General features: G+C 61.5%; 23 protein-coding genes. 10 read left to right on the top strand and 13 right to left on the bottom strand.

Features of this window, described 5'->3' with window-relative positions:
* Nucleotides 1-6: 6 nt before the first annotated feature.
* Complete coding sequence (locus Q7F16_RS09590) at nucleotides 7-1,770, bottom strand: cation:proton antiporter (protein WP_046063329.1); 1,764 nt, start codon at nucleotides 1,768-1,770, stop codon at nucleotides 7-9.
* Nucleotides 1,771-2,048: 278 nt separating this feature from the next.
* On the opposite strand from Q7F16_RS09590, the gene Q7F16_RS09585 reads away from it, so the two are divergent.
* Nucleotides 2,049-2,534: an acyl-CoA thioesterase gene (locus Q7F16_RS09585; protein ID WP_014340939.1), complete on the top strand. Its 486-nt coding sequence runs from the start codon at nucleotides 2,049-2,051 to the stop codon at nucleotides 2,532-2,534.
* Nucleotides 2,535-2,668: 134 nt separating this feature from the next.
* Here the strand turns inward: Q7F16_RS09585 and pdxY are convergent, their stop codons facing one another.
* Nucleotides 2,669-3,541, bottom strand: a complete 873-nt coding sequence (gene pdxY, locus Q7F16_RS09580; protein ID WP_046063330.1) for a pyridoxal kinase PdxY — start codon at nucleotides 3,539-3,541, stop codon at nucleotides 2,669-2,671.
* Between the two features lie 119 nt (nucleotides 3,542-3,660).
* Here pdxY and Q7F16_RS09575 point away from each other — a divergent pair, with 119 nt between their 5' ends.
* Complete coding sequence (locus tag Q7F16_RS09575) at nucleotides 3,661-4,083, top strand: DUF3301 domain-containing protein (protein WP_046063331.1); 423 nt, start codon at nucleotides 3,661-3,663, stop codon at nucleotides 4,081-4,083.
* A gap of 12 nt (nucleotides 4,084-4,095) precedes the next feature.
* Here the strand turns inward: Q7F16_RS09575 and Q7F16_RS09570 are convergent, their stop codons facing one another.
* On the bottom strand, nucleotides 4,096-5,061 hold the full coding sequence (locus tag Q7F16_RS09570; protein ID WP_057449352.1) for a CobW family GTP-binding protein: 966 nt from the start codon (nucleotides 5,059-5,061) through the stop codon (nucleotides 4,096-4,098).
* A gap of 27 nt (nucleotides 5,062-5,088) precedes the next feature.
* Here Q7F16_RS09570 and Q7F16_RS09565 point away from each other — a divergent pair, with 27 nt between their 5' ends.
* The gene (locus tag Q7F16_RS09565) at nucleotides 5,089-5,442 is read left to right on the top strand and encodes a hypothetical protein (protein WP_057449351.1); all 354 of its coding nucleotides are present in this window, start codon (nucleotides 5,089-5,091) and stop codon (nucleotides 5,440-5,442) included.
* Here the strand turns inward: Q7F16_RS09565 and Q7F16_RS09560 are convergent.
* On the bottom strand, nucleotides 5,439-6,089 hold the full coding sequence (locus tag Q7F16_RS09560; RefSeq protein WP_409555700.1) for a DUF1826 domain-containing protein: 651 nt from the start codon (nucleotides 6,087-6,089) through the stop codon (nucleotides 5,439-5,441). The two genes, Q7F16_RS09565 and Q7F16_RS09560, sit on opposite strands and share 4 nt — an antisense overlap.
* Entirely contained in the window at nucleotides 6,089-7,297 is a 1,209-nt protein-coding gene (gene zigA / locus Q7F16_RS09555) for a zinc metallochaperone GTPase ZigA (RefSeq protein ID WP_046063334.1), read from the bottom strand. Before zigA ends, Q7F16_RS09560 begins: the two co-directional genes overlap by 1 nt.
* Before the next feature lie 144 nt (nucleotides 7,298-7,441).
* On the opposite strand from zigA, the gene Q7F16_RS09550 reads away from it, so the two are divergent.
* The 5 genes from Q7F16_RS09550 to Q7F16_RS09530 all read left to right on the top strand — a co-directional run bounded on the left by Q7F16_RS09550 (nucleotide 7,442) and on the right by Q7F16_RS09530 (nucleotide 11,265).
* A complete protein-coding gene (locus Q7F16_RS09550) occupies nucleotides 7,442-7,834 on the top strand; it encodes a glutamine synthetase (RefSeq protein ID WP_082097963.1) in 393 nt (130 codons plus the stop codon).
* Between the two features lie 116 nt (nucleotides 7,835-7,950).
* A complete protein-coding gene (folE2, locus tag Q7F16_RS09545) occupies nucleotides 7,951-8,847 on the top strand; it encodes a GTP cyclohydrolase FolE2 (protein WP_046063335.1) in 897 nt (298 codons plus the stop codon).
* Nucleotides 8,844-9,512 (top strand): metal ABC transporter ATP-binding protein, encoded by a 669-nt coding sequence (locus Q7F16_RS09540; protein ID WP_046063336.1) that lies wholly within the window; start codon nucleotides 8,844-8,846, stop codon nucleotides 9,510-9,512. The genes folE2 and Q7F16_RS09540 overlap by 4 nt, the downstream gene beginning before the upstream one ends.
* Nucleotides 9,512-10,378, top strand: coding sequence for a metal ABC transporter permease (locus Q7F16_RS09535; RefSeq protein WP_003207012.1), 867 nt, complete (start codon nucleotides 9,512-9,514; stop codon nucleotides 10,376-10,378). Before Q7F16_RS09540 ends, Q7F16_RS09535 begins: the two co-directional genes overlap by 1 nt.
* Nucleotides 10,379-10,389: 11 nt before the next feature.
* Nucleotides 10,390-11,265 (top strand): metal ABC transporter substrate-binding protein, encoded by an 876-nt coding sequence (locus tag Q7F16_RS09530; protein ID WP_046063337.1) that lies wholly within the window; start codon nucleotides 10,390-10,392, stop codon nucleotides 11,263-11,265.
* 156 nt (nucleotides 11,266-11,421) lie between these two features.
* Here Q7F16_RS09530 and Q7F16_RS09525 read toward each other — a convergent pair whose 3' ends face one another.
* Entirely contained in the window at nucleotides 11,422-11,943 is a 522-nt protein-coding gene (locus tag Q7F16_RS09525) for a DUF3617 domain-containing protein (RefSeq protein WP_046063338.1), read from the bottom strand.
* 141 nt (nucleotides 11,944-12,084) lie between these two features.
* On the opposite strand from Q7F16_RS09525, the gene cls reads away from it, so the two are divergent.
* Nucleotides 12,085-13,524, top strand: a complete 1,440-nt coding sequence (gene cls / locus Q7F16_RS09520; RefSeq protein WP_046063339.1) for a cardiolipin synthase — start codon at nucleotides 12,085-12,087, stop codon at nucleotides 13,522-13,524.
* Here the strand turns inward: cls and cfaB are convergent.
* The 5 genes from cfaB to Q7F16_RS09495 form a co-directional block, all read right to left on the bottom strand.
* Nucleotides 13,521-14,708, bottom strand: a complete 1,188-nt coding sequence (cfaB, locus tag Q7F16_RS09515) for a C17 cyclopropane fatty acid synthase CfaB (protein ID WP_046063340.1) — start codon at nucleotides 14,706-14,708, stop codon at nucleotides 13,521-13,523. The two genes, cls and cfaB, sit on opposite strands and share 4 nt — an antisense overlap.
* A gap of 185 nt (nucleotides 14,709-14,893) precedes the next feature.
* The gene (locus tag Q7F16_RS09510) at nucleotides 14,894-16,813 is read right to left on the bottom strand and encodes a heavy metal translocating P-type ATPase (protein WP_046063341.1); all 1,920 of its coding nucleotides are present in this window, start codon (nucleotides 16,811-16,813) and stop codon (nucleotides 14,894-14,896) included.
* The gene (hflK, locus tag Q7F16_RS09505) at nucleotides 16,810-17,862 is read right to left on the bottom strand and encodes a protease modulator HflK (RefSeq protein WP_409555699.1); all 1,053 of its coding nucleotides are present in this window, start codon (nucleotides 17,860-17,862) and stop codon (nucleotides 16,810-16,812) included. The genes Q7F16_RS09510 and hflK overlap by 4 nt, the downstream gene beginning before the upstream one ends.
* The gene (gene hflC / locus Q7F16_RS09500; protein WP_079302112.1) at nucleotides 17,859-18,899 is read right to left on the bottom strand and encodes a protease modulator HflC; all 1,041 of its coding nucleotides are present in this window, start codon (nucleotides 18,897-18,899) and stop codon (nucleotides 17,859-17,861) included. Before hflC ends, hflK begins: the two co-directional genes overlap by 4 nt.
* The gene (locus Q7F16_RS09495) at nucleotides 18,896-20,857 is read right to left on the bottom strand and encodes a protease modulator HflK (protein WP_409555698.1); all 1,962 of its coding nucleotides are present in this window, start codon (nucleotides 20,855-20,857) and stop codon (nucleotides 18,896-18,898) included. Before Q7F16_RS09495 ends, hflC begins: the two co-directional genes overlap by 4 nt.
* Nucleotides 20,858-21,078: 221 nt before the next feature.
* On the opposite strand from Q7F16_RS09495, the gene lpdA reads away from it, so the two are divergent.
* Nucleotides 21,079-22,479 carry a dihydrolipoyl dehydrogenase gene (gene lpdA / locus Q7F16_RS09490; RefSeq protein WP_046063345.1) on the top strand — a complete coding sequence of 467 codons (1,401 nt, stop codon included), beginning with the start codon at nucleotides 21,079-21,081 and terminating at the stop codon, nucleotides 22,477-22,479.
* Between the two features lie 130 nt (nucleotides 22,480-22,609).
* Here the strand turns inward: lpdA and Q7F16_RS09485 are convergent, their stop codons facing one another.
* Nucleotides 22,610-24,760, bottom strand: a complete 2,151-nt coding sequence (locus Q7F16_RS09485) for a hypothetical protein (RefSeq protein ID WP_409555697.1) — start codon at nucleotides 24,758-24,760, stop codon at nucleotides 22,610-22,612.
* Nucleotides 24,747-25,940, bottom strand: a complete 1,194-nt coding sequence (locus Q7F16_RS09480) for a DUF3142 domain-containing protein (protein WP_409555696.1) — start codon at nucleotides 25,938-25,940, stop codon at nucleotides 24,747-24,749. Before Q7F16_RS09480 ends, Q7F16_RS09485 begins: the two co-directional genes overlap by 14 nt.
* Nucleotides 25,941-25,996 lie beyond the last annotated feature (56 nt).

Here is a 25,996-nt window from a genome sequence, read left to right as displayed (position 1 = left end):
GGCCGGTCAATGCCCGGACGATTCCTTGTGGTTGTCCAGGGTTTCAAGCAAGGCCACCTGCATGCGCGTATGCAGGCGGATGAACCAGCGCCAGAGCAATGCCGCCACGGCAGTCGCTACCACGGCGATCAGTACGAGCAACTTGTTGGTCGGCAGGATGCTGGCCGACAAGGCCGCCAATAGCAGGAAAATCACCAGCAGCGAGAGAATCGGGATCACTTCGGCGATCACCCGACGCACGCGCTGGGTGTGGCGGCCTGCCATCTCCGGCTTCACGCCCATCTCCGCCAACAGCATCGACAGCGCCTTGAGCTTGCGATAGGCGGCGATCAGGAACGGTAGCGACAGCAACAACGCCCCGCCCCAAATCAAGGCTTTCTGCCAGCTCGGGTCGCTGATCCACGCTTGCAAGTAAGCCGACATCCGCTCGGCGAAAAAACCGCCCGAGACAAAAATCGCAATGACCAGCGCCAGATTGACCCCCACCTGCAACAGAATCCGCCGGATCATCGACGCCACCATCGCCCCTTCGCCGTGGGGCTGGATACTGCGCAGCCATTCGCCATACATCCCCAGCACCCGCGTCAGCCGTTGCGGCATGAGCGTCGCCAACTTGACGGACAGCGGATCGGCGGCCCGGATCAGGTACGGCGTCAACAGTGTGGTCAACACCGAGACGGCGACCGCGACTGGATAGAGGAAATCGCTGGTGACCTGCAGGGTCATCCCCAGCGACGCGATGATGAAGGAGAATTCGCCGATCTGCGAAAGGCCCATCCCAACGCGCAGCGAGGTGCGTCCGTCGTTGCCAGCGATAAAGGCACCGAGGCCGCAGGACAACATCTTGCCGAGCACCACTGCACCCGTGATCACCGCAATCGGCCAGGCGTACTGCAGCAATATCGCCGGATCGAGCATCAGCCCGATGGCGACGAAAAAAATCGCGCTGAACAGATCGCGCACCGGTTCCACCAGCCGCTCGATTTTCAGCAGTTGCCGGGACTCGGCCATGATCGCACCGATCAGGAACGCCCCGAGCACCATGCTGTATTCCAGCTTCACCACCAGCAGGCAGAAGCCGAAACACAGGCCCAATACGGTAATCAGGAGCATTTCGTTGCTGTCGAACTTCGCCACGTAGGCCAGCACCCTCGGCACCAGCAGAATGCCGATGACCAACGCGACGATCATGAACAACGACAACTTGCCCACCGTGGAAAACACCTCGCCGGAGCTCACGGTGCCGCCGACGGCAATGCTCGACAGCAGGGCGATGATGCCAATACCGAGGATGTCCTCGACGATCAACACCCCGAAAATCAGCTGTGCGAAGCGCTCGTTCTTCATCTTCAGGTCATTGAGGGCCTTGACGATGATGGTGGTGGAGGAAATGGCCAGGATCGCGCCGAGGAACAGCGAGTCCATGGTGCTCCACTCGAACCAGCGGCCGATTTCATAGCCGATCCAGATCATCAGCACAATTTCGAGGAACGCCGCGATGAACGCCGTGGCCCCGACCTTGAACAGTTTGCGCAGGCTGAACTCCAGACCCAGGCAAAACATCAGGAAGATCACCCCAAGCTCGGCCAGGGTCTTGATCGTGTCTTCGTCGTGGATAAAACCGAACGGCGGCGTATGCGGGCCGATGATGAAGCCGGCCACGATGTAGCCCAATACCACCGGTTGCTTGAAACGATGAAAGAGCACGGTCACCAGCCCCGCTGCCATCATGATGATTGCCAAGTCTTGAATGAAACTGATGGCATGCATGTCGGGGCTCCCTGTTCAAATGACTCATCGCAGAGCTGGAGAAATCCATTTCCTCTGTAGGAATTGCCCTCACAACGGGCTTTTGAAGGGTAACACCGCGACTTCCGACAAAAAGACGGTGCAATATATGGAAACAGATCCATCGGCGCGTGACGGCAACCACAGGCGCAGCGTCCCGATATCGGTGGTTTTAAAAACCTGGTGACCTGTTTGCAGGCCACTCACCAGCACCCGCAGAGGTGCACTCCAACATTGCTGCCTTGAACCGTGAGTACGTTATGGAACCCGGAAACGCCCAGCTGTCGATGACGGTGTTGATGACCCCCGATATGGCCAACTTCTCTGGCAATGTCCATGGCGGCACCTTGCTCAAATACCTCGACGAAGTCGCCTACGCCTGCGCCAGCCGCTACGCCGGGCGCTACGTGGTGACCCTGTCGGTTGACCAGGTCATTTTCCGTGAGCCGATTCATGTCGGCGAACTGGTGACCTTCCTGGCCTCGGTGAACTACACCGGCAACACGTCGATGGAAGTGGGCATCAAAGTCGTGACCGAAAATATTCGCGAACGCTCGGTGCGCCACACCAACAGTTGCTTCTTCACCATGGTTGCGGTGGATGACCTGCGTAAACCCGCAGCCGTGCCGCCCTTGCAGCCACACAACAGCGAAGAAAAACGCCGCTACGAACAAGCCCAGCAACGCCGGCAGATTCGCCAGGAACTGGAAAAGCGTTATCAGGACATCAAGGCAGACGGGCCCTAAGCGACCGCCGAAAATCAATTGTGGGGAGCTTGCTCGCGATGAGGCCATTACATTCAACATCAATGTCGACTGTTAGACCGCCATCGCGAGCAAGCTCGCTCCCACAGGGATTTGCAGCATTTCCCCGGGTGCGATCAGAGACTGATCGGCACAGCCTCGAACCGCACCCGTGGATGGGCGATCCGGTCCTGGGCGCGGACCAGTTCCAGCTCATAGCTTGTGCAGGCCTGGGTTTCCAGCAGCACTTCATGCACCGCTGCGGCAGTGAACTCGAGCGCCGCCACCAGACTGTCCCCCAACAGTATCCGCGCCAGGAACAACCCTGACGTCAGGTCACCCACGCCCACCGGCTGACGCGGGAAAGCCAACAGCGGACGGCGCAGGTGCCAACTGCCCTCGGCGGTCACCAACAGCATTTCGAAGCTGTCATCCGGCTTGCCAGGGTAGGCCAGGTGCTTGACCAGCACTGCCTTCGGGCCACGGGCCAGCAATGCCCTGGCCATGGCCAGGCAATCGAGCAACGATTGCGCCTTGCGCCCTGAAAAACTGTCCAGCTCCAGTTGGTTCGGGCACATGAGGTCCGCCACGGCAGCAGCTTCTTCCAGGAGAAACTCGCTCACCTCGGGCGCCACGATACAGCCCTTCTCTGGATGCCCCATAACCGGGTCACACAGGTACAGCGCCTTCGGATTGGCGGCCTTGATCCGCGCCACGCCCGTCAGAATCGCCCGCCCCTGAGCCGCGCTGCCCAGGTAACCGGACAACACCGCATCGCAATGGCCCAGCTCACCGATGGCCGCAATGCCTTCTACCAATGCCGGTATCTGCTCTGGGGCCAGCACTTCACCGGCCCATTGGCCGTACTGGGTGTGATTGGAAAACTGCACGGTGTTGAGCGGCCAAACGTTCACGCCAACCCGCTGCATCGGAAACACTGCGGCGCTATTGCCGGCGTGTCCGAACACCACGTGGGACTGAATGGCAAGCAGATGAGGCGTACGTTTCATGCGGGAAATTTCCGTAAAACGATTGAAATTCAAGCCGCGCAGTATGCGACTAAACGCAGCCTATACGACAGACCGGCGAGACAGTTAAGCTGGCAGCAACTTGTTGGAGCACTTCGTTCATGCTGACCCTTGGAAACATTTTCGTGCTGATGTTGCTGGCTACCGGCGGCGCCTGGCTGTGGCACAACCATGGCTTGCGCGAACGGGCGTTGGCGAGGGTCGTGCAGCATTGCGCCAACCTCAAGATCGAGCTGCTGGACGGCAACGTGGCGCTGAAAAAGATCGGTTTCGTGAAAGACGCCAGCGGACGACGACGGCTGGCTCGCGTCTACACCTTCGAGTTCACCGTCACCGGCGAAAGCCGCCATTCGGGCACCATCACCCAGTTTGGTGCCCACAGCGCACAAATAGAGCTGGCGCCCTACCCGATGCCCTTCGAAGAAACACCGCCAACGCCGATTGAACCGGTCCAGGCCAGGCCCAGGGCTGAAGTCATCGAGTTGAGCCAATGGCGCCAGGAACACAACAAATGGAAGCCATGAAACACGGCTGACTCAGCGACACTGACAATTCGCCAGCCCGGCTTGCAGACCATCAACGTCTTGCGCCCGATCGAAAATCAGCTCGATCCGAGAATCCTGGCGCCACTCACTGGCTTGCCAACCCAGCGCCGCCCCCTCCAGCGCATTGGTTGAAAGCCAACCGTCAACGCTGTGGATAACCATCTTCGCCCGTTTCCAGTCTTGGCCTTGTAGCCATCGCGTCAATGCCGCTGCGTCGAATTGCTGGCTAGGGTGCCAGCGCCAACCAATACTCCAGCCACCTTCCTGCTGCTGATACAAGCAGATCGGCAGCGTTGGGTCGGACCAAATGGCCGGTATCTGGCTCAGGCTCTTGGGCAAGATCAAGTTATCCACAGCTCCGCTGCCCCGAGCCGCAAGGCCTGGCAATCGATCAATCGGCAGCGCAGCCTGTTGCGTCCAGTACAACGTACGTCCTGGCAGTTGCGCCGTCAGCCGTTCGCGATCGGCTTGTGTGAGGGTCTCGGACTTGTTCAGCACCAGCAGTCCGGCATCCGCCAGGGTTTGTTGCTGCGCGTCGGGCAAGGGCTTGCCGTCCGCCATCGCCCGGGCATCCAACACCAGCACACAGGGTTGCACCGTCAGCACGCCGAGCCATGGCGCTTCGCTCAACTGTCGCAGCAACTGTGCCGGATGACCCAGGCCCGAGGGTTCGATGAACAGCCGATCTGGCCGGGCCTTGCGTAGCAAACGCCCAAGACCGATCTGAAACGGCGCGCCGTTGACGCAGCACAAGCAGCCACCGGCCACTTCGCCCAGTGCGATACCATCGCCCGCCTGGGTCAGCAACGCGGCATCCAGGCCGATCTGGCCGAACTCATTGATCAGCACCGCCCAGCGCTCATTGGCCGGGCGCTGCGCCAGCAGATGCCTGATCAGGCTGGTCTTGCCGGCGCCCAAGGGACCGGCGATGACATGGGTGGGAATGTGCTGCAACATAATCGACGGCTTTCGATGGAGGTGAATATGCGAATGATCGGCTGGTTGTTACTGGCACTGACTTCGAACCAGGCATTGGCCCAGGCTTGCGTGGTCCACAGCCAGGCGGAGCGGCTGGACGTGAAAGTCTGCCAGCAGAACCGCAACATCCCGCAGAAGCTGTTTGCCGATGGTTTCTGCCAGCCAAACCTTGCCGGCCAGAAGGTCGAGGTGCAATACGTCGATCAATGCCCCGGCGGCGCGTTTGGCGTTTGCAGCAACGCCCAGATCGCCAATATGCCTTACCGCCAGGATATTCACTATTACGGCGTGGCGACCGATGCCGCTTATCTGCAGCCCTTTTGCGAAGGGCAGAGCCAAGGCACCTGGCTCAAGCCTTAAGCCAGCCAATCCAGCGTGAGAATCAATCGACGCTCTCCCGGCGCGAGCTCCGGTGATCGATGGATCAGGCCAAGGCCTTCGTTGCCTTGCCATTTTTCGCCTTTAAGCAAACCCACATCACCGCAACGAAACTGCTGGATCACGTGCGGATCACTGGGCTCAGCCTCAGGCTCGGCAAGTCGTCGACGGTCCATGGCACCTTCCTCAAGCCACTGGCTGCCGACGCCCGCATAGGTGGTCAGCAGCCGCACCGGCACGTGGTCAACGTGAAAGCGCGGACACATCGCCTTGTCCAGCGTGCGCAGGCGCAGGCCGACACATTGGGCACCCAATAGGCAGGCAAATGCACTGACCAGCCAGGAGACATCGGCGATAAAGCCTTCATAGCCTTTCAGGTCGCTGAAACCTGCAGCCAGGCCCTGCAACGCCGGCTGCGTGTCTTCCTCCGGCAACTCGAGCACGCGTGATTCGGCCAGCGACTGGTCCATCGCCAGCACCATGGCCGCAAAATCGCTGATGTGTGCAGGAAGCTGACGCTGCCAGACCGCCAGGTTGGTGCCGTCGTCCAGGATCTGCGTGAATACCCCTGGCGTGTCACCTTGGGCCTGCCGTACCGGCACCGCCCTTTTCAAACTGGGCGCCAGCATCACGCTGCCACCTCTTCATGCCATGGACCGAACGGATCGGGTAACAAGCGCCAATTTTCGGCGCCTAAGGCCATTTCCGCGTCTGTGAGCAAGCAAGCGTCCAATTCAGCGGTGAGCTGGCTGAAGTTGATGTCCTGACCAATGAAGACCAGCTCCTGACGGCAATCGCCTGTGGCAGCGAGCCAGTTCTTCATGATCGCCGCTGTGCTCTCTTCATCCTGCGGCCATTGGTTTTTCGGCACGAACCGCCACCAGCGCCCGGCAAAACCATGCCGCATCAAGCCCCCGGCCTGGGACCAACTGCCCGCCTCCTCAGGTTTGCTGGCCAGCCAGAAGAACCCCTTGGAGCGCAGGAGTTTGCCGTTAGGCCATGGACGGTCGATGAAACTGAAAAAGCGCTCGGGATGAAACGGTCGGCGTGCCCGATAGGCGGTCGAGGCGATGCCATATTCCTCGGTTTCTGGCACGTGCTCGCCACGCAGCTCCTGCAGCCAGCCAGGGGCCTGGGCGGCGCGTTCGAAGTCGAAAAGGCCTGTGTCGAGGATTCTGCCCAGCGGCACCTGCCCCATGACCATGGGGATGATCTGTGCCTGGGCGTTGAGACGCTGCAGAATCACGGTCAACTCTTCCCGTTCATGCTGGCTGATCAGGTCGATCTTGCTGATCAGAATCACGTCGGCAAACTCGATCTGTTCGATCAGCAGGTCGGTGATCGAGCGTTCATCGTCCTCACCCAGGGTTTCACCCCGTGAAGCAAGGCTTTCAGCGGCTTGGTAATCCAGCAGGAAATTCACCCCATCGACCACCGTCACCATGGTGTCGAGCCGCGCAACATCGGCCAGGCTTCGGCCTTCTTCATCACGAAATGTGAAGGTTTCTGCCACCGGCAACGGTTCGGAAATACCTGTGGACTCGATCAGCAGGTAATCGAAACGCCCTTCCCTGGCGAGTTGCCCAACTTCTTCGAGCAAGTCCTCGCGCAACGTGCAGCAGATGCAGCCGTTGCTCATTTCCACCAGTTTTTCTTCGGAACGACTCAGGGTGACATCTCGCTGGACTTCGCTGCCATCGATGTTGATCTCGCTCATATCATTGACGATCACCGCGACCCGTAGATTGTCGCGATTACGCAAAACGTGGTTGAGCAGCGTGCTTTTGCCAGCACCGAGAAATCCGGAAAGGACGGTTACGGGAAGACGATTGGGCATCAGGTATATCCTCATCGGGCGGCCGCTTCGACTACGGCTCGTTTCCAGGGTTTGGCGTGGTTCAGGATCCGGTTGTTTTTATGTTATAGTATAACAGCGCCATTCAACCAGCCCCGCCTGTCCTCATTGGTCTGAGAGCAATCCATGCGCAATCGTCTGAAGTTTATTTTTGCGGGCCCGCTGTTGCTGTGGGCGCTAGGCGCTGCGGCCCAAAGTCCACTCCTGGCGAACTGCACCCGCAGTGCGAATTTACTGGCGTGCGTGGATAGCCAAGGCAATGCCTATAGCGTCGCGACGGCTGGAAACACCATTTATTTACGAGGTTTTGAAGCGGCCAGTCGTCGTTATTGGGCGCAAACAAACAGCCGTTACGGTCAGCTCACCTTCTTTACTGGCTTGGCATCGGATGGAGAAAGTTGGGTCGGATACAGCCGGCGAGTGGGCTGGACGACCCTTAATCGTTTCTCGAGCTCCGGTGGTAGTGGGGGCGCATTTGTATGCGGGCGCATGAACGGTTGCCAGGATTCATCGCGCTGATGTTTCACGTGGAACGTGCACGTTTGGGGAAATGAAACTCCTTTCATGGAAAAGGTTTCTTTAAATTAGATGTTATACTATAACATCTAATTTTGAACATTCGATGGACCTTGACCATGAACGCGTTAACCCTGCCCGACATCGCTGCGCAGGCTTCACGTCAAACCCTGCCCCTTGATTGGGTGGGTATGTGTGGCATCGCAACACCGGTGTTGATCGACGGCCAGCGTCTCAGTGCAATGGCCGACGCGGGTGTCAGCCTTGATGACGGTGAGGCGCGCGGCATTCACATGTCACGCTTGTACCTGGCGCTGGAGCTGCTCGAAGAGACGACGCTTTCGCCAGCGTTATTGCGCCGAATCCTGCAGCAATTTCTCGATAGCCATGAAGGTTTGTCCCATACCGCATCGCTCAGTGTGCATGCCGATCTGTTGCTCAAACGTCCGGCGTTGATCAGCCCACTGGAGGGTTGGAAACGCTATCCGGTGAGCATCGAAGCCCACTTGAAAAACGCAATGTTCCACGTGGAACTGAGCATTCAGATTCCCTATTCCTCCACCTGCCCTTGTTCGGCCGCACTTGCCCGGCAATTGATCCAACAGCAATTCGTCGACGACTTCGCTAACCAAAAACTTGAGCACGCCGAGATCCTGGCCTGGCTAGGTTCGTCAAACGGCATCGTCGCCACCCCTCATAGCCAACGCAGTACGGCGACCCTGACCCTCCGTCTGAACGCCGATGCCGACGATTTGCCGCTGCAGTCTTTCATCAACGAAGCCGAAGCAGCCCTCGGCACCGCTGTGCAGACCGCCGTCAAGCGCGCCGACGAACAGGCCTTCGCCCTAGCCAACGGCCAAAACCTGATGTTCTGCGAAGACGCCGCGCGAAGATTAAGCACGGCCCTGAGGCGGTTACCCGACATCGCTGCCCTGAATGTACGCGTCGTTCACGCCGAAAGCCTGCACGCCCATGACGCCGTGGCGCAAAGCCGCTGGACCCGGGACGCATCATGATCAACTGCCAAGCGCTGCGCTGGGGCGCCCCCGGGCAACCCCTCACGCCGCCGCTCGCGATGCAGCGACCGGCCGGCAGTCTCACCGCCATTATCGGTGCCAACGGCTCGGGAAAAAGCAGCCTGTTGAAAGTGCTCGCGGGGCTGCAAAAACCGCTCTCCGGCAAAGTCACCTTGGATGTTCCACGCCGTGGTGGAGTTTCGTTCATGCCTCAGCAGCAACATCTGGATCGGCAATTCCCCATCAGTTTGCAAGAGTTGGTGGTCGCCGGTTCGTGGGGTAATCGACACACGCCAGCCATGCGCAGGCAGTTGCTCCAGACCGTACTGGCCGACTGGGCGTTGACCGGACTCGAACATCGTCCGCTAATGGCGCTGTCTGGAGGCGAGTTGCAACGTGCCCTGCTCGCTCGCCTGAGCCTGGCCGAAGCGCCACTGCTGTTGCTCGACGAACCCCACGCCGCCCTCGACGAACAGGGCCAGGCGCTGCTGTGGAAACACCTCCATCACTGGCATGCCCTGGGCCGAACCGTCGTGGTGGTGTGCCATGATCTGGCAGCGGTCCGCCAACACATCCCCCATACACTGCTGATCAGCAACAACGGCTGCGTGCTGGGCCCTAGTGTCGACTTGATCGCTCAACAACCCCACACGTGGGTGGCCTGATGCTTGCTGCCACTCATCTCTGGCAACCGTTTCAAGAGTTTGTCTTCATGCGCAGGGCCTTGCTTGGCGGCCTGGTGCTGGCGTGCAGCACGGCGCCGTTGGGCGTGTTCCTGATTCTTCGGCGCATGAGCCTGATTGGTGACGCCGTAGCGCACGGCATTTTGCCTGGCGCCGCCCTCGGTTTCTGGTTTGCCGGGTTGAGCCTGCCCGCCTTGACCATTGGCGGCCTGGGCGCGGGCCTGAGCATGGCCGGGCTCGCCGCCTGGATTACTCGGCGAACCGGTCTAAGGGAAGACGCCAGCCTCGCCGCGATTTATCCCATTTCCCTGGCGGCCGGCGTATTGATACTCGGCATGGCCGGTAAACGCCTGGACTTGCTACACCTGCTATTCGGCTCAGCCTTGGCGGTGGACGGCCCGACGCTCACCGGCATGCTCTGGGTGTCCGGTGCCAGCCTGTTGGCGATGGCATTGATTTACCGACCCTTGCTGCTCGATACCCTGGACCCACTGTTCCTGCAAACCGTCAGTCGTCTTGGCCCGCTGGCCCATGGCGTATTCCTGACCCTGGTGGTGTTGAACCTGGTGATCGGCTTCCAGGCCATCGGTGCGCTGATGGTGGTCGGCCTGATGATGCTGCCAGCCGCCGCGTCACGATTCTGGAGCCGTCGCCTGCCACTGCTGATGCTGATCGCGGCGCTGCTCGGTTGCCTCTCGGTGTGGCTTGGTCTGTTGTTGTCCTTCTATTACTCACTGCCCAGCGGGCCGTCCATCGTGCTGGTGGCGGGCGCGTTGTACCTGCTGTCGGTGGTATTCGGTCCGGTGCACGGCTTGCTGCGCCGCCCGCCTTTGCTCACATCCCAATGAGGTGTTTCCCGATGCGCGTTCTGCTCGTGCTAATCAGTCTGATGCTGTCCATGTCCCTGTCCGCCGCTGAAAAACTCCAGGTGGTGACCAGCTTCAGCATCCTCGCCGACATGACCCGACAGGTCGGCGGTGAGCATATCCAAATCACCAACATGGTCGGGCCGGACGCCGACGCACACACCTACGAACCCACGCCAGACGACGCCAAGGCATTGCTCAAGGCAAAGCTGATCATCAAGAATGGACTGGGCTTCGAGCCATGGTTGGATCGCCTGGTGACCAGCACTGAAACCACTGCCCCGGTGATCAGCGCCAGTCGCGGCGTCATCCCGCGTTCACTGGATGAGGATGGCGAGACCATCCCCGACCCGCACGCCTGGCACAACCTGGCGAACGCCGAGCTGTATGTCAGCAACATCACCAAGGCATTGGAAGCTGCCGACCCGGCCAACAAGGCCGACTACGAACGCAACAGCCAGGCGTACCTGAAGAAAATCTATGCCCTGCTCGCCGAAGCCAAGGCCAAACTCGGTGCGTTGCCACCAGGCAATCGCAAGATCGTAACGTCCCACGATGCATTCGGTTACCTGGGCCAGGCCTATGGCATCGAGTTCATGGCACCCCAGGGTTTATCCACAGAGCGTGAGCCGTCGGCGGCAGAAGTCGCGGCGCTGATTACCCAGATCCGTCAGGCGAAGGTCAAAGCGGTGTTCATGGAAAACATCAAGGATGCGCGCCTGCTCAAGCAGATCGCCGACGAGAGCGGCGCTCACATCGGCGGCACGCTGTACTCCGATGCACTCGCGGCCAGCGGACAGGCCAGCACCTTTACTGGTCTTTTCGAATACAACCTCAATACGTTGTATGAGGCGCTGAGTCGGCCTTGATCCAGCACTTGTGGCAAGGCTTGCCCTGATAGAGCACTTGTGGGAGCAAGGCTTGCCCGCGATGAACGATAACGCGCTTGGCGATTGACCAAGTTGCCCGCATCGCGAGCAAGCTTTGCTCCCACAGATTCTCCAAACGATTACTTCATACCCGCTTCAAGCCCTCGGCTTGACCGTCCCGCAATCCTGCCCCAGCCACACCGCGCGCGTGTCGAGGCTGCCGTTCTGCTGGATGCCGGTGGCATTGAACGTGCCGTTGACCTTGGTGGTGAATTCACGATCGCTCTGGAACGTCGCAACGCCATTACCCTGGGCTTTCGGGCAACTGAAGCGAAACTTCCACTGATTGCCGGTGCGCTCGGTGATCTGCTGCTTGCAACCCGATTGCGGGTCTTGCAACGGAATGTCATTGGTTTGCACCTGCGCCGGGGTCAGGCAGACGCGAATGCCTTTACCGCCCATGGTGATGCCCTGCTTTTCCAGCATCGCCCGTTGCTCCGGGGTCATCTGGGTTTGCAACTGGCCGAGGATCAATTGCAGGTCCGGCAAGTTCTGGTTATCGACCTTCATGTTGCTGGTGGTCAGTTCCCACAAACCCGGCTGAAGCATCTGCGCCTGAGCGGCCATCGGAACCGCCAAGCCAATTGCCAAGGCCACACCCAGCAGACGAACATTCATTGCATAAACTCCAGAGGACAAGTGGCCGTTAGACGCCGTCCACAGGCTTCGGTTCAGGCCCGGGACAAGCGAATTAAATAGCGACATTTGCCATGGAACATGGTCTGTTAAGCATTGAAGCTTCCGGAGCAAGGCTGCCCCATGGATTATTTCGGCCCGCATGTTTTCGGTTACCTGATCGCGCTGCTCCACACCCTGGGTTCCATCGCCGCCGTCCACGCCGTACTAACGGTGCGCACGGCCCAAGGCTCGATTGCCTGGGCCCTGTCGCTGCTGTTCATTCCCTACCTGACGTTGATTCCTTACTTGGTTTTCGGGCGCAGCACCTTTGATGGCTACATCAAGGCTCGCCGACAAGCCAACGAAGAGATGCGCAAGGCGATCTCCGAGCTGAACTGGCGGCCGTGGGTCGAAGAAGCTTTGACCGCCCGCGCGTCCCAGGCCTACGACTCGTTACGGGCCATGCCCAAGCTGGGGCGCACACCGTGCCTGGCGAACAATCAGGTGCGCTTGCTCGTCAATGGGCAGGCCACGTTCGAGGCGATCTTCCAAGCCATCGATAACGCGCGGCAGGCCGTGCTGATTCAATTTTTCATCATCCACGACGACCGCCTCGGCCTACGCCTGCAGGCACTGCTTCTGAAAAAAGCCGCCGAAGGCGTGGCGGTGTATCTGCTTTATGACCGCATTGGCAGCCACTCCCTGCCCCACCGCTACGTCCAGGCGCTGCGCGACGGTGGTGTCCACGTGAAAGCCTTCGCCACCCGCAGCGGCTGGCTCAATCGGTTCCAGGTCAACTTTCGCAACCACCGCAAGATCGTGGCGGTGGATGGCGTTCTAGGTTTCGTCGGCGGGCACAACGTGGGCGATGAATACATGAGCGAAAAGCCGCCTCTGGCGCCGTGGCGCGACACCCATGTCGAAGTCTGCGGCCCGGTGGTGGGGAGTATGCAAGAGTCGTTTGCCGAGGACTGGTTCTGGGCGGCCCGTTCGCTGCCACCGCTGATCCTGCCAGACACCTACCCGGACGACGGTGTGCTCTGCCAGTTGTTGACCAGCGGCCCGGCCGATGCCTACGAAACCTGTTCGCTGTTTTTCGTCGAGGCTATCCATGCGGCCAGCGAACGAGTCTGGATCACAACGCCTTACTTCATCCCTGACGAAGCGGTGTTCGCGGCCTTGCGCCTGGCGGTGCTGCGCGGGGTGGATGTGCGCATCCTGCTGCCCTCGCGGCCCGACCACAAGATCGTCTACGCCGCGTCCAGCCTGTATGCGTTTGAAGCAGTGCGGGCCGGCGTGCGGATGTTCCGCTATACGCCGGGTTTCCTGCATCAGAAAGTGGTGCTGATCGACCGGGAAATCAGCGCCATCGGCAGTGCGAACCTGGACAACCGTTCGTTCCGCCTGAATTTCGAAGTCATGCTGCTCACAGTGGATATCCCGTTCGCCACCGAGGTCGAGCAGATGCTTGAGCAGGACTTCGCCCAAGCGGTGGAAATCGACAAACAGGAAAGCCGGGAGACCCACCGCCTGCAGAAGATCGGCATGCGGATCGCCCGGCTTATTTCCCCGATTCTCTAAGGGATATAGATGTCGTCGCGGGTCCAGGGCAACTCATGGCTACCGTCGGCGTGGGCCTTCACCGCCAGGATCTGGTGCAGATTGATCCAGCCCTTGGCGAACGCGTAGGCACAGCCGGCCAGGTACAGACGCCAGATCCGCAACGCCTGTTCCGGCACTTCCTTCGCGGCGGCCTCGAGATTGTCCTCCAGGCGTTCACTCCAATGATCGAGCGTGCGCGCGTAATGCAGGCGCAGGCTTTCCACGTCGACGATTTCCAGCCCCGCTTCGCTGATCTCGGCAGAGATCATCGACAAGTGCGGCAGCTCACCGTTGGGGAACACGTACTTCTCAATGAATTCACCGGCGCCGCGACCGACTGGACGACCGTCGGTGTGCTTGGCGGTGATGCCATGGTTCATCACCAACCCGCCCTCACGCACTGCGCCGAATAGCGTCTTGCAGTACTGCTTGAGGTTGGCGTGGCCGACATGCTCGAACATGCCAACGCTGACCACTTTGTCGAAGCGACCGTCCTGAGGCAGGTCGCGGTAATCCAGCAACTGCAACTCGACCTGATCCTCCAGGCCCTCTGCCTTGACCCGTTCCCGAGCCAGTATCAGCTGTGCCTTGCTCAAGGTAATACCGAAGACCTTGGCACCAAACTCGCGTGCGGCGTAACGCGCCAGACCGCCCCACCCGCAACCGACATCCAGCAGATAGTCACCCGGCTGCAATCGCAGCTTGCGACACAAGTGACGGAATTTGGCTTGCTGGGCCTGTTCGAGGGTTTCGCTGCCCGTCTCGAAATAGGCACAGGAATAGGCCATGTCGCTGTCGAGCCACAGCTGATAAAACGCGTTGGACAGATCGTAGTGATAGGAGATCGCCTGGGCGTCGGTTTCCTTGTCGTGGAGCGATCGAACCGGCAGGTTGTCGGCGTCGTCCTCAATCAATGCCTGGCTCCATTCATCGCAGACACGAATGACTTCGTGGATCGATCCTTCGAGTTCCAGCTTGCCTTCGACGAATGCCGCTCCTAGCGCATTCAGGCTGGGATGGGTGAATTGCGCGACCATTTGTGGGTCCTTGACCACGATCGTGACACTGGGGTCGTCACCCAGTGAAAATTCATGGCCATCCCAGAGCCGCAGCCGAAGCGGTAGATGCAGATTCTGTAAGGCCGGTGGAAGTTGCGCGAGCATGAAAAATCCCCCCTTGTTTCAGACGTCTGAAAATGAGGGTAGACCATCATAGAAAAATAGCAGGCTATCGAATTTATAGCCTTTCTCTATCACCGTCCCAAATTCACTCCTTGTGCCGGGTACTGCCAGTATGGGTGCGCCCTCTCCAACAGAGACTGCAAGGGTGACGCACAGTTCGCCAAGGGTTATCCAACGGTTCCCTTCGCTTGGATTTTCAGGAGTGGCTCCTGGAACCGCAGCAATCGCCCTGCATTACCTAACACTAGCAGGGTACTGAGATTGTGCAGCAGCGCAGCGATCATCGCCCCTGCCGCGCCAAGCCAACCGAAGGCGGCAAAGGCGACGATTGCCAGCGTCCAGCCCAGGCCAATGATCACGTTGACCTGCAACGTGCGCCTGCATTGGCGGCTCAATCGTACGCAAGTGCCGAGGCGGCGCAAGTCGCTGCCGATCAGCACGATGTCTGCCGACGCCAGGGCGATATCTGCGCCGCCTGCGCCCATTGCAACGCCGACCACCCCGGCCTTGAGCGCCAGGGAGTCGTTGATGCCATCGCCCACCACCATGGGGCGGAACCCATGGTCGATTTCGGCCATGACCCGCTTGAGTTTGTCTTCCGGCAGGGCCTGGGCTTGCAGATCGCCGATGCCGACATCCCGGGCCAGGGTCGTGGCCACGCTCTGGCGGTCGCCGGTCAACAGCAACTGACGTCCCAGACCCAGCTCGCGCAGCTCGGCCATGGCAACCCGTGCCTCCGGCTTGACGCTGTCGGCCAGCAACAGCCAGGCGAGGAATTGCCCGTCCAGGGCCAGGCCGGCAATCGGGCCGTCGTGCTCCGGGACCGCTGACGTTTGAATGCCCAGCTGTGCAAACAACTCCGGCCGCCCGAGCGCCGCTTCGCCCCGAACAGTCATCGCGACCACCCCTAAGCCCTGGCGCTCATGGATGTCCGTCAGCGCCAGGCAGTCTTCCTGTTCCACCAGCCCTGCCAACGCACGACTGACCGGATGACTGCTGGCCGAACCGAGGCTGGCAGCCAAAGGCAGCAGCAACGATGAGGGAGCATCCTGGGCATGTTCAATGGATTGCAGGCGCAGGACGCCGTAGGTCAGGGTGCCGGTCTTGTCGACAACCAACGACGTCAGGTCCGCCAGTTCTTCCAGGAAGGCCGAGCTGCGGATCAGGATCCCGTGGCGCGCCGCCACCGCGATCCCGGCAATGGCGGTGGCCGGCGCCGACAGCACCAACGCACAAGGACAGGCGGCGACCAATACCGCCAGCATCGCTTGGGCATCGTTGGTCACGAACCAGGTCACCGCCGCCAGCAGCAACACCAGTACCAGATAACTGCCGGCGTAGCGTTCCAGGAGACGAGTGATGGGTGGCTTGGAGCGTTCGGCGTTTTGCATCAGGGCGATAACCTTGCCCAAGGTAGATTCTTCGCCGGTACGGGTCACTTCCAGGCTCAACAGGCCATCGAGGTTGATCGCGCCACCAAAGACTTCAGTGCCGACCACGGCCTCCAACGGCACCGACTCACCCGTGATAGGCGCGGTGTCGAGGCTGGCTTGGCCGGACAACACCCGACCATCGGCCGGCACCCGATCGCCCGCGCGCACCTCCACGACATCACCGGGCTGGAGCGTCGCGTTGTCGACATCGATGATCGAACCGTCGGCCTGCACCTTGCGACCTTGGCTGCGGGTCAGTTGGCCGAGGGCATGGATCGCCTCCTGGGAACCGATGACGCTGCGCTCTTCCAGCACATGCCCGAAGATCATGATGATCGGCAACAACGCCGCCGTCAGCAGATCGCCAGTGGCCCAGGCACCGAGCATCGCCAGGGCGATAAGTTGGTCGGTAATCCCGTGCAGGCTTGGATAACGCAAGCTGTACCAGGCCGAACGCATCACCGGCACTGCCACCAACAGCGAGGCGAATCCCAACAGCAGTTGGCTGACACCGCTCTGCTCCGGCGACCAACCGCGCCATACCAGGCCCAATGCGAGCAAGCCGAGGGCGAGCATCGCCAAGGTCAGTTGTCGGGCGGCGACGCGTTGTTCCGTCGAGGACAACATCGGTGCAGCACTGATTTTGGCGGTCATTGTCCAGCTCCCTGGATGATCAGGCGGGAATCATCTTTCGGATCGACCGTGGTCACTGAACCGGCCTGGCGAAGGATGGCAGGCATGCGCTCGCGATACAGGCGCAGCAGCATTTGCGGATCGCTGACTTGGGTCTTCGCCAGGCCCAGCACCGTGGCCGTGTCGGCCGAAGCCTTGGCGAGCCGTTCGCTGGCCTGGGCATGGGCGACCTGCACGGCACGGTCGGCGTCTTGGCGAGCGGCCTGGGTGAGTTTTTCCGCTTCAGTCCGGGCGTTAGCCACGGCTTTATCGGCCTGCTGGCTGGCCGTCAGCACCGCGTTGAAGGCACTCACCGCCGGCCCCGGCAAACTCGATTGCACATCGACCCGCACCACTTCGATCCCCAACCCCTGCCCCGTCGCCGCCAGGTCAGCCAGGCGTCGGTTAAGCCCCTGCACCAGATCGCCACGCAAGCGTTCGCGATGCTCGGCCGCCTGGTTGTCGCTGCCCATCAGTTCGGGGCGAGCCACCAGAATGGTGTCCAGATCCCGGGCTGCGGTCAGGGCCACGGCACTGCGGGTCGCCAACCGGTCCAGGGCGGGCAGGACATGTTCACCTTGCAATACGAAAGAATAAGGGTCGGTGACTTTGTAGAACACCCGCACATCCAGTTGCACCACGCCGGCATCACCGGTCAATAAATAACCAGAACCGGCCAACGCATCGCTGACCGGGGTGGCGAAGCTGGCGACACGATCAGCTTGCAAAGCCGCATCCGAGCGCAGCAGATTTTCCACCCGCCGCTCAAGCACCCGATCCGCAGCGGGCAGCAAGACCACTTGTTCCACAGGACGAGGCCACGCCAACAAAAGGCCGGCATTCTGGATTCGGTCCAAGGCGCCAAAGTGCAGCACCACCGCACGATTCTCCGGATCGATCTGCCGCACGTTGGAAAAGACCCAGGCCAACGCCGCCAGCACCGTGACGGCGTAAAGCGCCAGAAATGCCAAGCGTCCGGCCTGGATCCACGGACTGGATAACTCGTTTGTTCCACGTGGAACCAAACTCATGGTTGTGTTCCACCTTTGCCTTCCACGGAACCAGGACCGTCCACCAGGACACGGAATGGCGCCGCATCGGTGCGCAAAATCAGCTTCGTGCCTGGGCTGACGATGGTGCCCAAGGTGTCCAGCGAACGGAGCAGGTTGTAGAGCTGCGGAGAGCCAGCGTATGCCCGGCCATAAATCTCGGCTGCTTCTACCCGCGACTGCGCTTCGATATCCGCAGCTTTCACCGTGGCATCGGCTTGCAGGACTCGCGCATCACGTTCTGCGGCGGAGCGAATCTGCGCCGCTTCGCGCTTGCCGATGGCGGTGCGTTCGGTGGCGATGGTCTCACGCTCGGCGCGCATGCGATCCACCGTCGCCGTCAGTGTCACCGAGGGCAAGGTCAGGCGCTCAACGCCGACCTGCAACACGCGCACGCCGTAAGTGGTGAGCAACTGTTGATCGATCTGTTGACGCAACTGAGCTTCGAAATCGGCGATGCGTACCTGGCTGGCGTCGGTGTTGACCAGGTTCGCCAGGTCAAAACTGGCGGCCGTGGTTTCCAGCGCCGAGCCGACAAAGGTGCGGATCTGCCGTGCGGCTTCGTCCGGTTGGTTCTGCACCGCGCGCATGAAACGCTGCACGTTTTCCGGGTCACCCTGCACCTGCCAAGCCACGTAGGCCTGGACGATGATCCGCAGCCCATCACGGGTGCCGACATCCTGCAGACCGCTGGAGGTGGTGCGCAACCGCAGGTCCACCGGAATCGCCGCCTCGAACGGTGCCGGCCAGCGCCAACCCAAACCAGGTTGCAGCAGCACCCGCGCCGGATTGCCGAAACGGGTGATGACCGTGGCCTCCCCCGAGCGCACTTGCACCAGGCTTGCGGCCGCAACGGCAAACGCCACCAGCAACACCGCCCAACCCATCCGCCGCCACGGGAACGGACCGGCTTGCTGCGGATCGCCATGATGGTGGTGATGATGTCCATGGTGATGACCGGCATGGCCGTGATCGTGACCGGCGTGGGCGTGGTGATCGTGTGAAGAGGACTGGCTCAATGGGCAGCTCCTGGCGGGACAGGGTTACGCGGCGACGCGGGGTCTGCCGGCAGCGTGAAGGTGCGCAAGTCGATGGTCGGCGCGTTACCGTTGCCGCCCAGGCGATGGTCGAGAATCAGCAACCGGGCATTAGCGAGGCCCTGGCTCAGTTGGCCCAGGTAATGCTCCAGCACAAAAGCGTGCCCCGCCGTGGCGTAGGCTTTGCGGTCGGCATTGAAGCGCAGGTCGGCGGCCTGGGCGGTCGCATTGATTTCCCGGGCAGTAGCCGTAGCCTGGTCATGGGCGATGCTGGCTTGCAATTGCGCCTGGTTGGTCTGTTCCGCCGCCGCGCCACGCTCTCGGGCGATCAATGCCTGCGCGCCGATCTGCGCCGCCTGCACGCCGTGGTAGGCATTGGCCGCACCGGCCGGCGGATGAATCGCCTCCACGACCGTCGCCAGGACTTCCACACCGCTATCGAGCGATTGCAAATCAGCCTGGACGGCGCGACCGATTTCGTCGGCGAGGCTGACACGGTCAGCACCCAGCAAACCATCCAGCGTGCGCGACGCAAACTCATGTACCAGGACGCGGCTGGCGGTGCTGCGGATCAGCGCCGGCACATCGGCGCTGTTGTAGGTCGCCGCCAACGCCGCGGCGTCGGTCAGGCCGATGCGGTAGACAAAGCGCACGTCCATGTTGACGATCTGGAAGCTCTGCAGGTCGGCACGACGACTGGCAATGACCTGGGACTTGTCGTTCACATGACTGGCGTCCCACAACCGATTGGCGATTGCCGGCGCCGGTCCCTCCGCCGGTTCAGCCTCGACCACTGCCCGACTCTCCGCGACGCTGGTCGCCAGTTCATGCACAACACCATTCTCGACGTTGAGCACCCTGCCCCACGGCCAAGGCAACGCGACATGCAAGCCCGGGCCGAACACCTCTACCGGTTTGCCAAAGCGCTCATAGATGCCACGCCCCTGCAGCGGCACTTCGTGCACGCCCGTCAACAACCAACCCACCAGCGACACCAGCGCCAACACCGGTAAAAAGGCGCGGCGCATGTAGCTGAAGGCCCAGATCTGCCGCAAGTCGATGCCAAAACGGTTGTGCAATTCATGTTGCAAGGCCAGCAACGGTTGCGGCGGCCAGCGCAGCAGATCGGCGATGACACTGCGGCCCAGCAGTGTCGGTTCCAGGGCGTCCCGGCGCGGGATGAATAACGACAACACGGCCCGCAGCAACAACTCGGCCGCCACCACGCCCGGCAACAGCCCCATCAACACGGCCAGGCGCACCGGCCAGATGGACGTTTCTGCGGCGAACAACAAGCACAAAGCGCCGAGCACCAGCACGATGATCGCCACCCGCGTCAGTTGCGCCAGCGACGGCGCTTCCGGCCATTCCACGGGCGATTGCTGGGCCAATTGCCGCTCGAACACCAATAGCCCGAACGCCAACAACAACGACAGCACCGCTCCCACACTGGCCGAGACACCGAGGGTGGCAGCCGGCAGTTGCAAGTTCCAGGCTTGCTCCAGGCCCAGCAATACCAGCACTGACCACCCGGCCAGCCACAACGCAGGCGCACCGATTTGCTTCAGCAGGCCGATCCCGCGAGCACCAATTCGCTCCAGCAGTCGCTCATACCAACCCAGGTTATCAACAGGCTCGTTTTCCGCCGGCAGGTTATCCACAGCCGGCAGCAGCGCCCTGCTACGCCATTGAGTGACCCACCAGGCCGATTGCACACCTGCCACCAGCACCAGCAGTCCCGCACCTTGGCTGACCAGCAGCGCCGGCCACAGGGATTGCGGCGAAAACACCCCGATAAAAAACGCCAGTACCAGGCCCACGCCCGCCACGCTTCCCAGGGCGAAAGCGATCTGCTTCAAACGACGCCCTTGAAACGACGCGCGCTGAAAACGTGGCCATTCGGCCACCTGTGCCCCCTCGACATCAAGATCGACTTGCATACCACCCCAGCACTCGTGGCGATCAAAATCCGGGCCCGTGGATAGACGCCACCGACGCTCCGTTATATGCCGTTACCTTATAACGATTCCTGTGAAATTTCCGTTTTGAATTCTTCATGACAAGGCCTGCGCCGGCCTCTTGACTTAAGCCTTGACCGAAATATCTGGAAACGCTCATATTACGTACATAATTTTTTATCAGGCCAAGCAGGAGAACAGCGATGAGCAACTACGACGTGATCATTCTGGGCGGCGGGCCCGGCGGGTATAACGCGGCGATTCGGGCCGGGCAGTTGGGCTTGAAAGCCGCCTGTGTCGAAGGCCGGGCCACCCTGGGCGGCACCTGCCTGAACGTCGGCTGCATGCCCTCCAAGGCATTGCTGCATGCCTCGGAGCTGTACGAAGCCGCCATGGGAACGGAATTCGCTAACCTGGGCATTGAAGTCAGCCCCACCCTCAACCTTGCGCAAATGATGAAGCAGAAGGACGAAAGCGTGGCCGGCCTGACCAAGGGCATCGAGTTTCTGTTTCGCAAGAACAAGGTCGACTGGATCAAAGGCTGGGGCCACATCGACGGGCCGGGCAAGGTGACCGTTACCGGCGACGATGGCGCCAAGACCGAACTCAGCGCCAAGGACATCGTCATCGCCACCGGCTCGGAACCCATGCCCCTGCCAGGTGTGACCATCGATAACCAACGCATCCTCGACTCCACCGGCGCCTTGTCCCTGAGTGAGGTGCCCCGGCATCTGGTGGTGATCGGCGCTGGCGTCATCGGTCTCGAACTGGGTTCGGTCTGGCGGCGCCTGGGTGCCCAGGTGACCGTGGTGGAATACCTCGATCGCATTTGCCCGGGCGTGGACGGCGAGGCCGGTAAGACCCTGCAGCGCGCATTGGGTAAACAAGGCATCCAGTTCAAGCTGAGTTCCAAGGTCACGGGTGCCGTTCCCTCGGCCAGCGGCGTGCAACTGCAGATCGAACCGGCGGCGGGCGGCGAAGCACAGACCCTGGACGCCGATTACGTGCTGGTCGCCATCGGGCGTCGGCCTTACACGCAAGGGCTGGGATTGGAGAACGTCGGGCTGAGCACCGACAAACGCGGCATGCTCGCCAACCAGCATCACCGCACCGAAGCACCTGGCGTCTGGGTCATCGGTGATGTGACGTCCGGACCGATGCTGGCCCACAAGGCCGAAGACGAAGCCATGGTCTGCATCGAACAGATCGCCGGCAAGGCCGCCGAGGTCAACTATGCGCTGATTCCCAGCGTCATCTACACCCGTCCGGAACTGGCCAGCGTCGGCAAGACCGAGGAACAGCTCAAGGCCGAAGGCCGTGCCTACAAGGTCGGCAAGTTTCCGTTCACAGCCAACAGCCGGGCCAAAATCAACCACGAGACCGAAGGGTTCGCCAAGGTCCTGGCCGATGAACGTACCGATGAAATCCTTGGCGTGCACCTGGTGGGCCCGAGCGTCAGTGAGATGATCGGTGAATACTGCGTGGCCATGGAGTTCAGCGCCTCGGCCGAGGACATCGCCCTGACCTGCCACCCACACCCTACTCGCTCGGAGGCGTTGCGCCAGGCGGCCATGAATGTGGAGGGGATGGCAACGCAGATGTAGGGGCACGCCTCATTGGCGATACCCCCCTGTGGGAGCGAGCTTGCTCGCGATGGCGGCATTGCAGACGCGACAAAGGCGTATGTGATGGCCTCATCGCGAGCAAGCTCGCTCCCACAATGGGTTCTTCATCTCAGGAGGCCGACATCCGCGCCTTGCGCCGACGCCGGCTGATCAATCCCAACGCCACCGCCACCACCAGCACCACACCGCCCATTTGCAGCCAGACTTTGAAAGGCCGCAGCGTCGAGCGGATCGGGTCCAGGGCCTGGGTCACGTAGCGTTTGTTCGCCTTGCTGAAGTCCGGTTCCTGGCATTGATGACCGAAATCCCCGGCCCAAACCACATACGGACCTTCCTTCACATAACGTTGATACAGCGCGCTTTGTTCCTCAAGGCTGGAGTTGTACCCCACCGCTTTGCACAGCACCGCCGCAAAGGCCTGGCTGGTATGCGGCAAATAATCCGCCGCCTGGCTCGCCAGCGCCGTAGCGACAAACCGATAGTGATAACGCATGTCCGGCTGCGCCGCGCTGGCCTGCTGGCGTTGCACTTCGCCTTCGGCCACCAGCGGCCCAACCTTCAGCTCAACCGGTTCCAGGCTGTAGTTGCCGCCCAGGCTGGCGTAATCCGGCGCCATCTCATAGCCGAGCAGCTCCATGCCCCAGTTGCGCGCCATCCAGGACGCATTGAAATAGGCCTCGGCCCGTCGGGTTGGCCACCATTTGGACTCCGCGTCCTGGCGCAATTGCCCATAGGCGCGGGCCTTGTTCTGCAGGTCCGCGTTATCGAAATAAGCCGGTGCCTCATCAAAGCGCCCTTCCCTCAACAACCGACGACCCAGCAGATTGCGCAGGCTCGCAGCCACCGGCAGCGGCACGTAGTTATCCCGATCCTCCTGGCTCAACGCCGGTGGTGCCGGGACTTGGGCGTCGACGTACTGCTTGAGCTCATCCACCGTGAGCACACGCTCGGCGACGGCGGCAGCGTCGTACCAATAGTTGCTCTGGCCGCGATAGAGCTGATCAAAGGCTTGCAGGTAATCACCGCGCTGCAAGGCCAGGATCGCGCTTTCACCTTCGACACGGCACTTGGGCTGCACCGACTCGTAGTTCCAATCCGGTGTACGCCGGTTGCCCCAGGACTCATCGTTCGGAAAGGCCTGGGCGGCCTTGGCATAAGCCGCCGCCGCGGTCACTTTGTCGCCGTCGCGCAAGGCCAGCTTGGCACGCACCCACCAGGCCAGGCCGGTGTCGGAAGCCTTTTGCACAAAAGCCTGGGCGCTGGCGTAATCGCCGTGCTGGTAACTCACCGCCGCCAAACGGTCGGCGTCGTCCAGATTGTCCCGGACGCTGGCCTGCAACAGTTTGACCAGCCTTTTCTCACCCGAGGGTTCTTCACCGTCCCACCAGCCGACGCGGCTGAGCAGGTAGGCGGTGACCAATCGCTGCACCAACTGGGTCTTGAGCAGTTCGCTCAAGCGTCCATCCGGCTGGCTGCTCAAATCACCCGCCAATTGCAGCAACGAGCTGTAGCCCACCGGGGACCCTTGCAGGTTCTGGATCGCATACAGGCCGATGGCACTGTCCCAATCGTCAGCGGTGTAGGCCACCCGGGCTTCTTCGCCAAGGCTGGCGATGCCCAGTTCCAGCGGATCGCTGAAGCCGGCAATGCTCAACTCCCGGGCCTGGCGAAACGCCGCTCGCGCCTGGTCCTGCAAGATCACAGGGTCGCCGCTGCCGGCCTCGGTGCTCACGGCGAACAAGGCCCGCCCCAGGGAGTACGCGGCCCAGGTGCTGCGCAACCGACGTTGGTCGGCCGGTAACGCCAGCAACTGCTGGAACGCGTCCACGGCACGATGATGCTCACCAACGTTGAAAGCCGCCGCGCCAATCGCATACAGGCGCAGTTCATCAGGCAGGTTGGCCGCTTCGGTTGCCACCTGGTCGACATCGGTCAGCGCCCGCAGGCGCTCCACCACCGCTTGCTGCGGCGGGGTCAGGCCAATCTGCTCGGCCTTGTTGCGTTGTTCAACGTAGGAAGGCAGGTCGTCATAGCTGTAGTCCGGGTTGCGCGTTGCCTCGGTGGCCGGCTTGAGCCCGGCAATCGCCTGGCCGAGGCGGCTGACCTCGAAGCGAAAGCTGCCTTCGGGCAATTCGGCCAGCGACTGGGCGCGGTTATCCAGCAGACGCATCGGGAAATCCGGGCCGCAGGCCAGCGCCGGGGCCAACGGCAGGCAAAGGCTCAGGCACAGTAGGTGACGAGGCCACTTACGGGTAAACATTGAAACCTCCTTGGTCAATTTTCGTACAGCGCGCCCAGCCGATTGCCCGTTGGCTGCCAGCAGCCAAGCGGCCTTCCTGAATGCGGGTGAAGGTAAGCAGTCCGGGGGTTTGTTGCAACGTATAACCGGCCAGGGCATCGACGCCGTCACACGCACCAACAGCCAGCGTCAGGCGCTGGGGCCAGGGGCTGTCGAGATTGCCCTGGTTAACCAGGCGGATATCGTACAAACCACCCTGCTCTTCCCACTGCAACGCCAGGCGACTGTCCAGGTTGTCTCCCCGGGCGACGGCGCCGAGCGTGGTCAGGCTCCACGCCCGTCGGTCGCCGGCCAGCGGTAGGCGAAACCAGATCAACCCAGCGAGATGTTTCGGCGGATCGGCACGCAAATCTGCCGCAAGCCCGGCCACTTGTTGCGGATCGGCCAGCAACTCCCGCCGCTCGCCACCGCGATCGATCGGCACTTCGCTTTCCACCACCGGCGCGCCGCTCTCCTGGGTCAGCAGCGCCACGCCGTACGCCGGCAGGGCCAGATAAAACGGCCGTGTGGTGACGTCACTCCAGCGTTGCGCCCAGTGCCGGGCCTGTTTCGGGTCGAACAAGCCCTGCCGTGGATCGCTCACCGCATGGACCTGCAGCACGCTGCTGTCCACCGTTTCCAACAACCCGGGCAATGCTGGGCTGTCGAGCCAGGCCGGTAGCGCCGTGATGCTCAGCCGCACGTTGGCCGGCAGGACTTGCCGCAGTTGGCCGAGGAATGTTCCGTAGGCCGGCAACCGTACATTGCCAGCATCGTGGTCGATCTCCACACCTGCCGGGGTCAGGCCTTGGGCTTGCCAATCGCCCAGCACCTGCTGGATTTGCGCGATCACCTCATCCTGCTCCAGAGCCTTGAGCTGGCCGTCCAGGCGAACCACGGCGATCAACGGACGGCCGTCAGCCTTGAGCAAGACCGGATTGATCCGCGCACGGCTCCAGCCCGCCCCGGGAAAAGCCTGCAACGTCAGCACCCGCAGCGTGGAAAAATCGCCCTGGCTTTGGCGCAGCGCCAGTGCATGGGCCGGGGTCCATTGGCGTTGCCAAATATACAACTGTTGATCCAGGGCTGGGGGTGGAGGTTGTTCGCAGCCCGCCAAAAGCAACACGGTGAGGGCCAGGGAGAGTCGGAAAAGAAAAGTCATGGAGCCTCACCACCCATCAAAGCCCGGCAGATTACCGCCACTCGGGTCGAAGCGGA

It is taken from the genome of Pseudomonas sp. Lb2C2, from assembly GCF_052112205.1.
Lineage (GTDB): Bacteria > Pseudomonadota > Gammaproteobacteria > Pseudomonadales > Pseudomonadaceae > Aquipseudomonas > Aquipseudomonas kilonensis.
The sequence above is the reverse complement of the archived record's forward strand: the minus strand, read 5'-3'. Positions and strand labels throughout refer to the sequence as shown.

Bases quoted from the DNA above. Each gene is read 5' to 3' on its own strand.
- Q7F16_RS09590 (WP_046063329.1), bottom strand. From the start codon at position 1,770: ATGCATGCCATCAGTTTCATTCAAGACTTGGCAATCATCATGATGGCA.
- Q7F16_RS09585 (WP_014340939.1), top strand. From the start codon at position 2,049: ATGGAACCCGGAAACGCCCAGCTGTCGATGACGGTGTTGATGACCCCC.
- pdxY (WP_046063330.1), bottom strand. From the start codon at position 3,541: ATGAAACGTACGCCTCATCTGCTTGCCATTCAGTCCCACGTGGTGTTC.
- Q7F16_RS09575 (WP_046063331.1), top strand. From the start codon at position 3,661: ATGCTGACCCTTGGAAACATTTTCGTGCTGATGTTGCTGGCTACCGGC.
- Q7F16_RS09570 (WP_057449352.1), bottom strand. From the start codon at position 5,061: ATGTTGCAGCACATTCCCACCCATGTCATCGCCGGTCCCTTGGGCGCC.
- Q7F16_RS09565 (WP_057449351.1), top strand. From the start codon at position 5,089: ATGCGAATGATCGGCTGGTTGTTACTGGCACTGACTTCGAACCAGGCA.
- Q7F16_RS09560 (WP_409555700.1), bottom strand. From the start codon at position 6,089: ATGCTGGCGCCCAGTTTGAAAAGGGCGGTGCCGGTACGGCAGGCCCAA.
- zigA (WP_046063334.1), bottom strand. From the start codon at position 7,297: ATGCCCAATCGTCTTCCCGTAACCGTCCTTTCCGGATTTCTCGGTGCT.
- Q7F16_RS09550 (WP_082097963.1), top strand. From the start codon at position 7,442: ATGCGCAATCGTCTGAAGTTTATTTTTGCGGGCCCGCTGTTGCTGTGG.
- folE2 (WP_046063335.1), top strand. From the start codon at position 7,951: ATGAACGCGTTAACCCTGCCCGACATCGCTGCGCAGGCTTCACGTCAA.
- Q7F16_RS09540 (WP_046063336.1), top strand. From the start codon at position 8,844: ATGATCAACTGCCAAGCGCTGCGCTGGGGCGCCCCCGGGCAACCCCTC.
- Q7F16_RS09535 (WP_003207012.1), top strand. From the start codon at position 9,512: ATGCTTGCTGCCACTCATCTCTGGCAACCGTTTCAAGAGTTTGTCTTC.
- Q7F16_RS09530 (WP_046063337.1), top strand. From the start codon at position 10,390: ATGCGCGTTCTGCTCGTGCTAATCAGTCTGATGCTGTCCATGTCCCTG.
- Q7F16_RS09525 (WP_046063338.1), bottom strand. From the start codon at position 11,943: ATGAATGTTCGTCTGCTGGGTGTGGCCTTGGCAATTGGCTTGGCGGTT.
- cls (WP_046063339.1), top strand. From the start codon at position 12,085: ATGGATTATTTCGGCCCGCATGTTTTCGGTTACCTGATCGCGCTGCTC.
- cfaB (WP_046063340.1), bottom strand. From the start codon at position 14,708: ATGCTCGCGCAACTTCCACCGGCCTTACAGAATCTGCATCTACCGCTT.
- Q7F16_RS09510 (WP_046063341.1), bottom strand. From the start codon at position 16,813: ATGACCGCCAAAATCAGTGCTGCACCGATGTTGTCCTCGACGGAACAA.
- hflK (WP_409555699.1), bottom strand. From the start codon at position 17,862: ATGAGTTTGGTTCCACGTGGAACAAACGAGTTATCCAGTCCGTGGATC.
- Q7F16_RS09495 (WP_409555698.1), bottom strand. From the start codon at position 20,857: ATGCAAGTCGATCTTGATGTCGAGGGGGCACAGGTGGCCGAATGGCCA.
- lpdA (WP_046063345.1), top strand. From the start codon at position 21,079: ATGAGCAACTACGACGTGATCATTCTGGGCGGCGGGCCCGGCGGGTAT.
- Q7F16_RS09485 (WP_409555697.1), bottom strand. From the start codon at position 24,760: ATGTTTACCCGTAAGTGGCCTCGTCACCTACTGTGCCTGAGCCTTTGC.
- Q7F16_RS09480 (WP_409555696.1), bottom strand. From the start codon at position 25,940: ATGACTTTTCTTTTCCGACTCTCCCTGGCCCTCACCGTGTTGCTTTTG.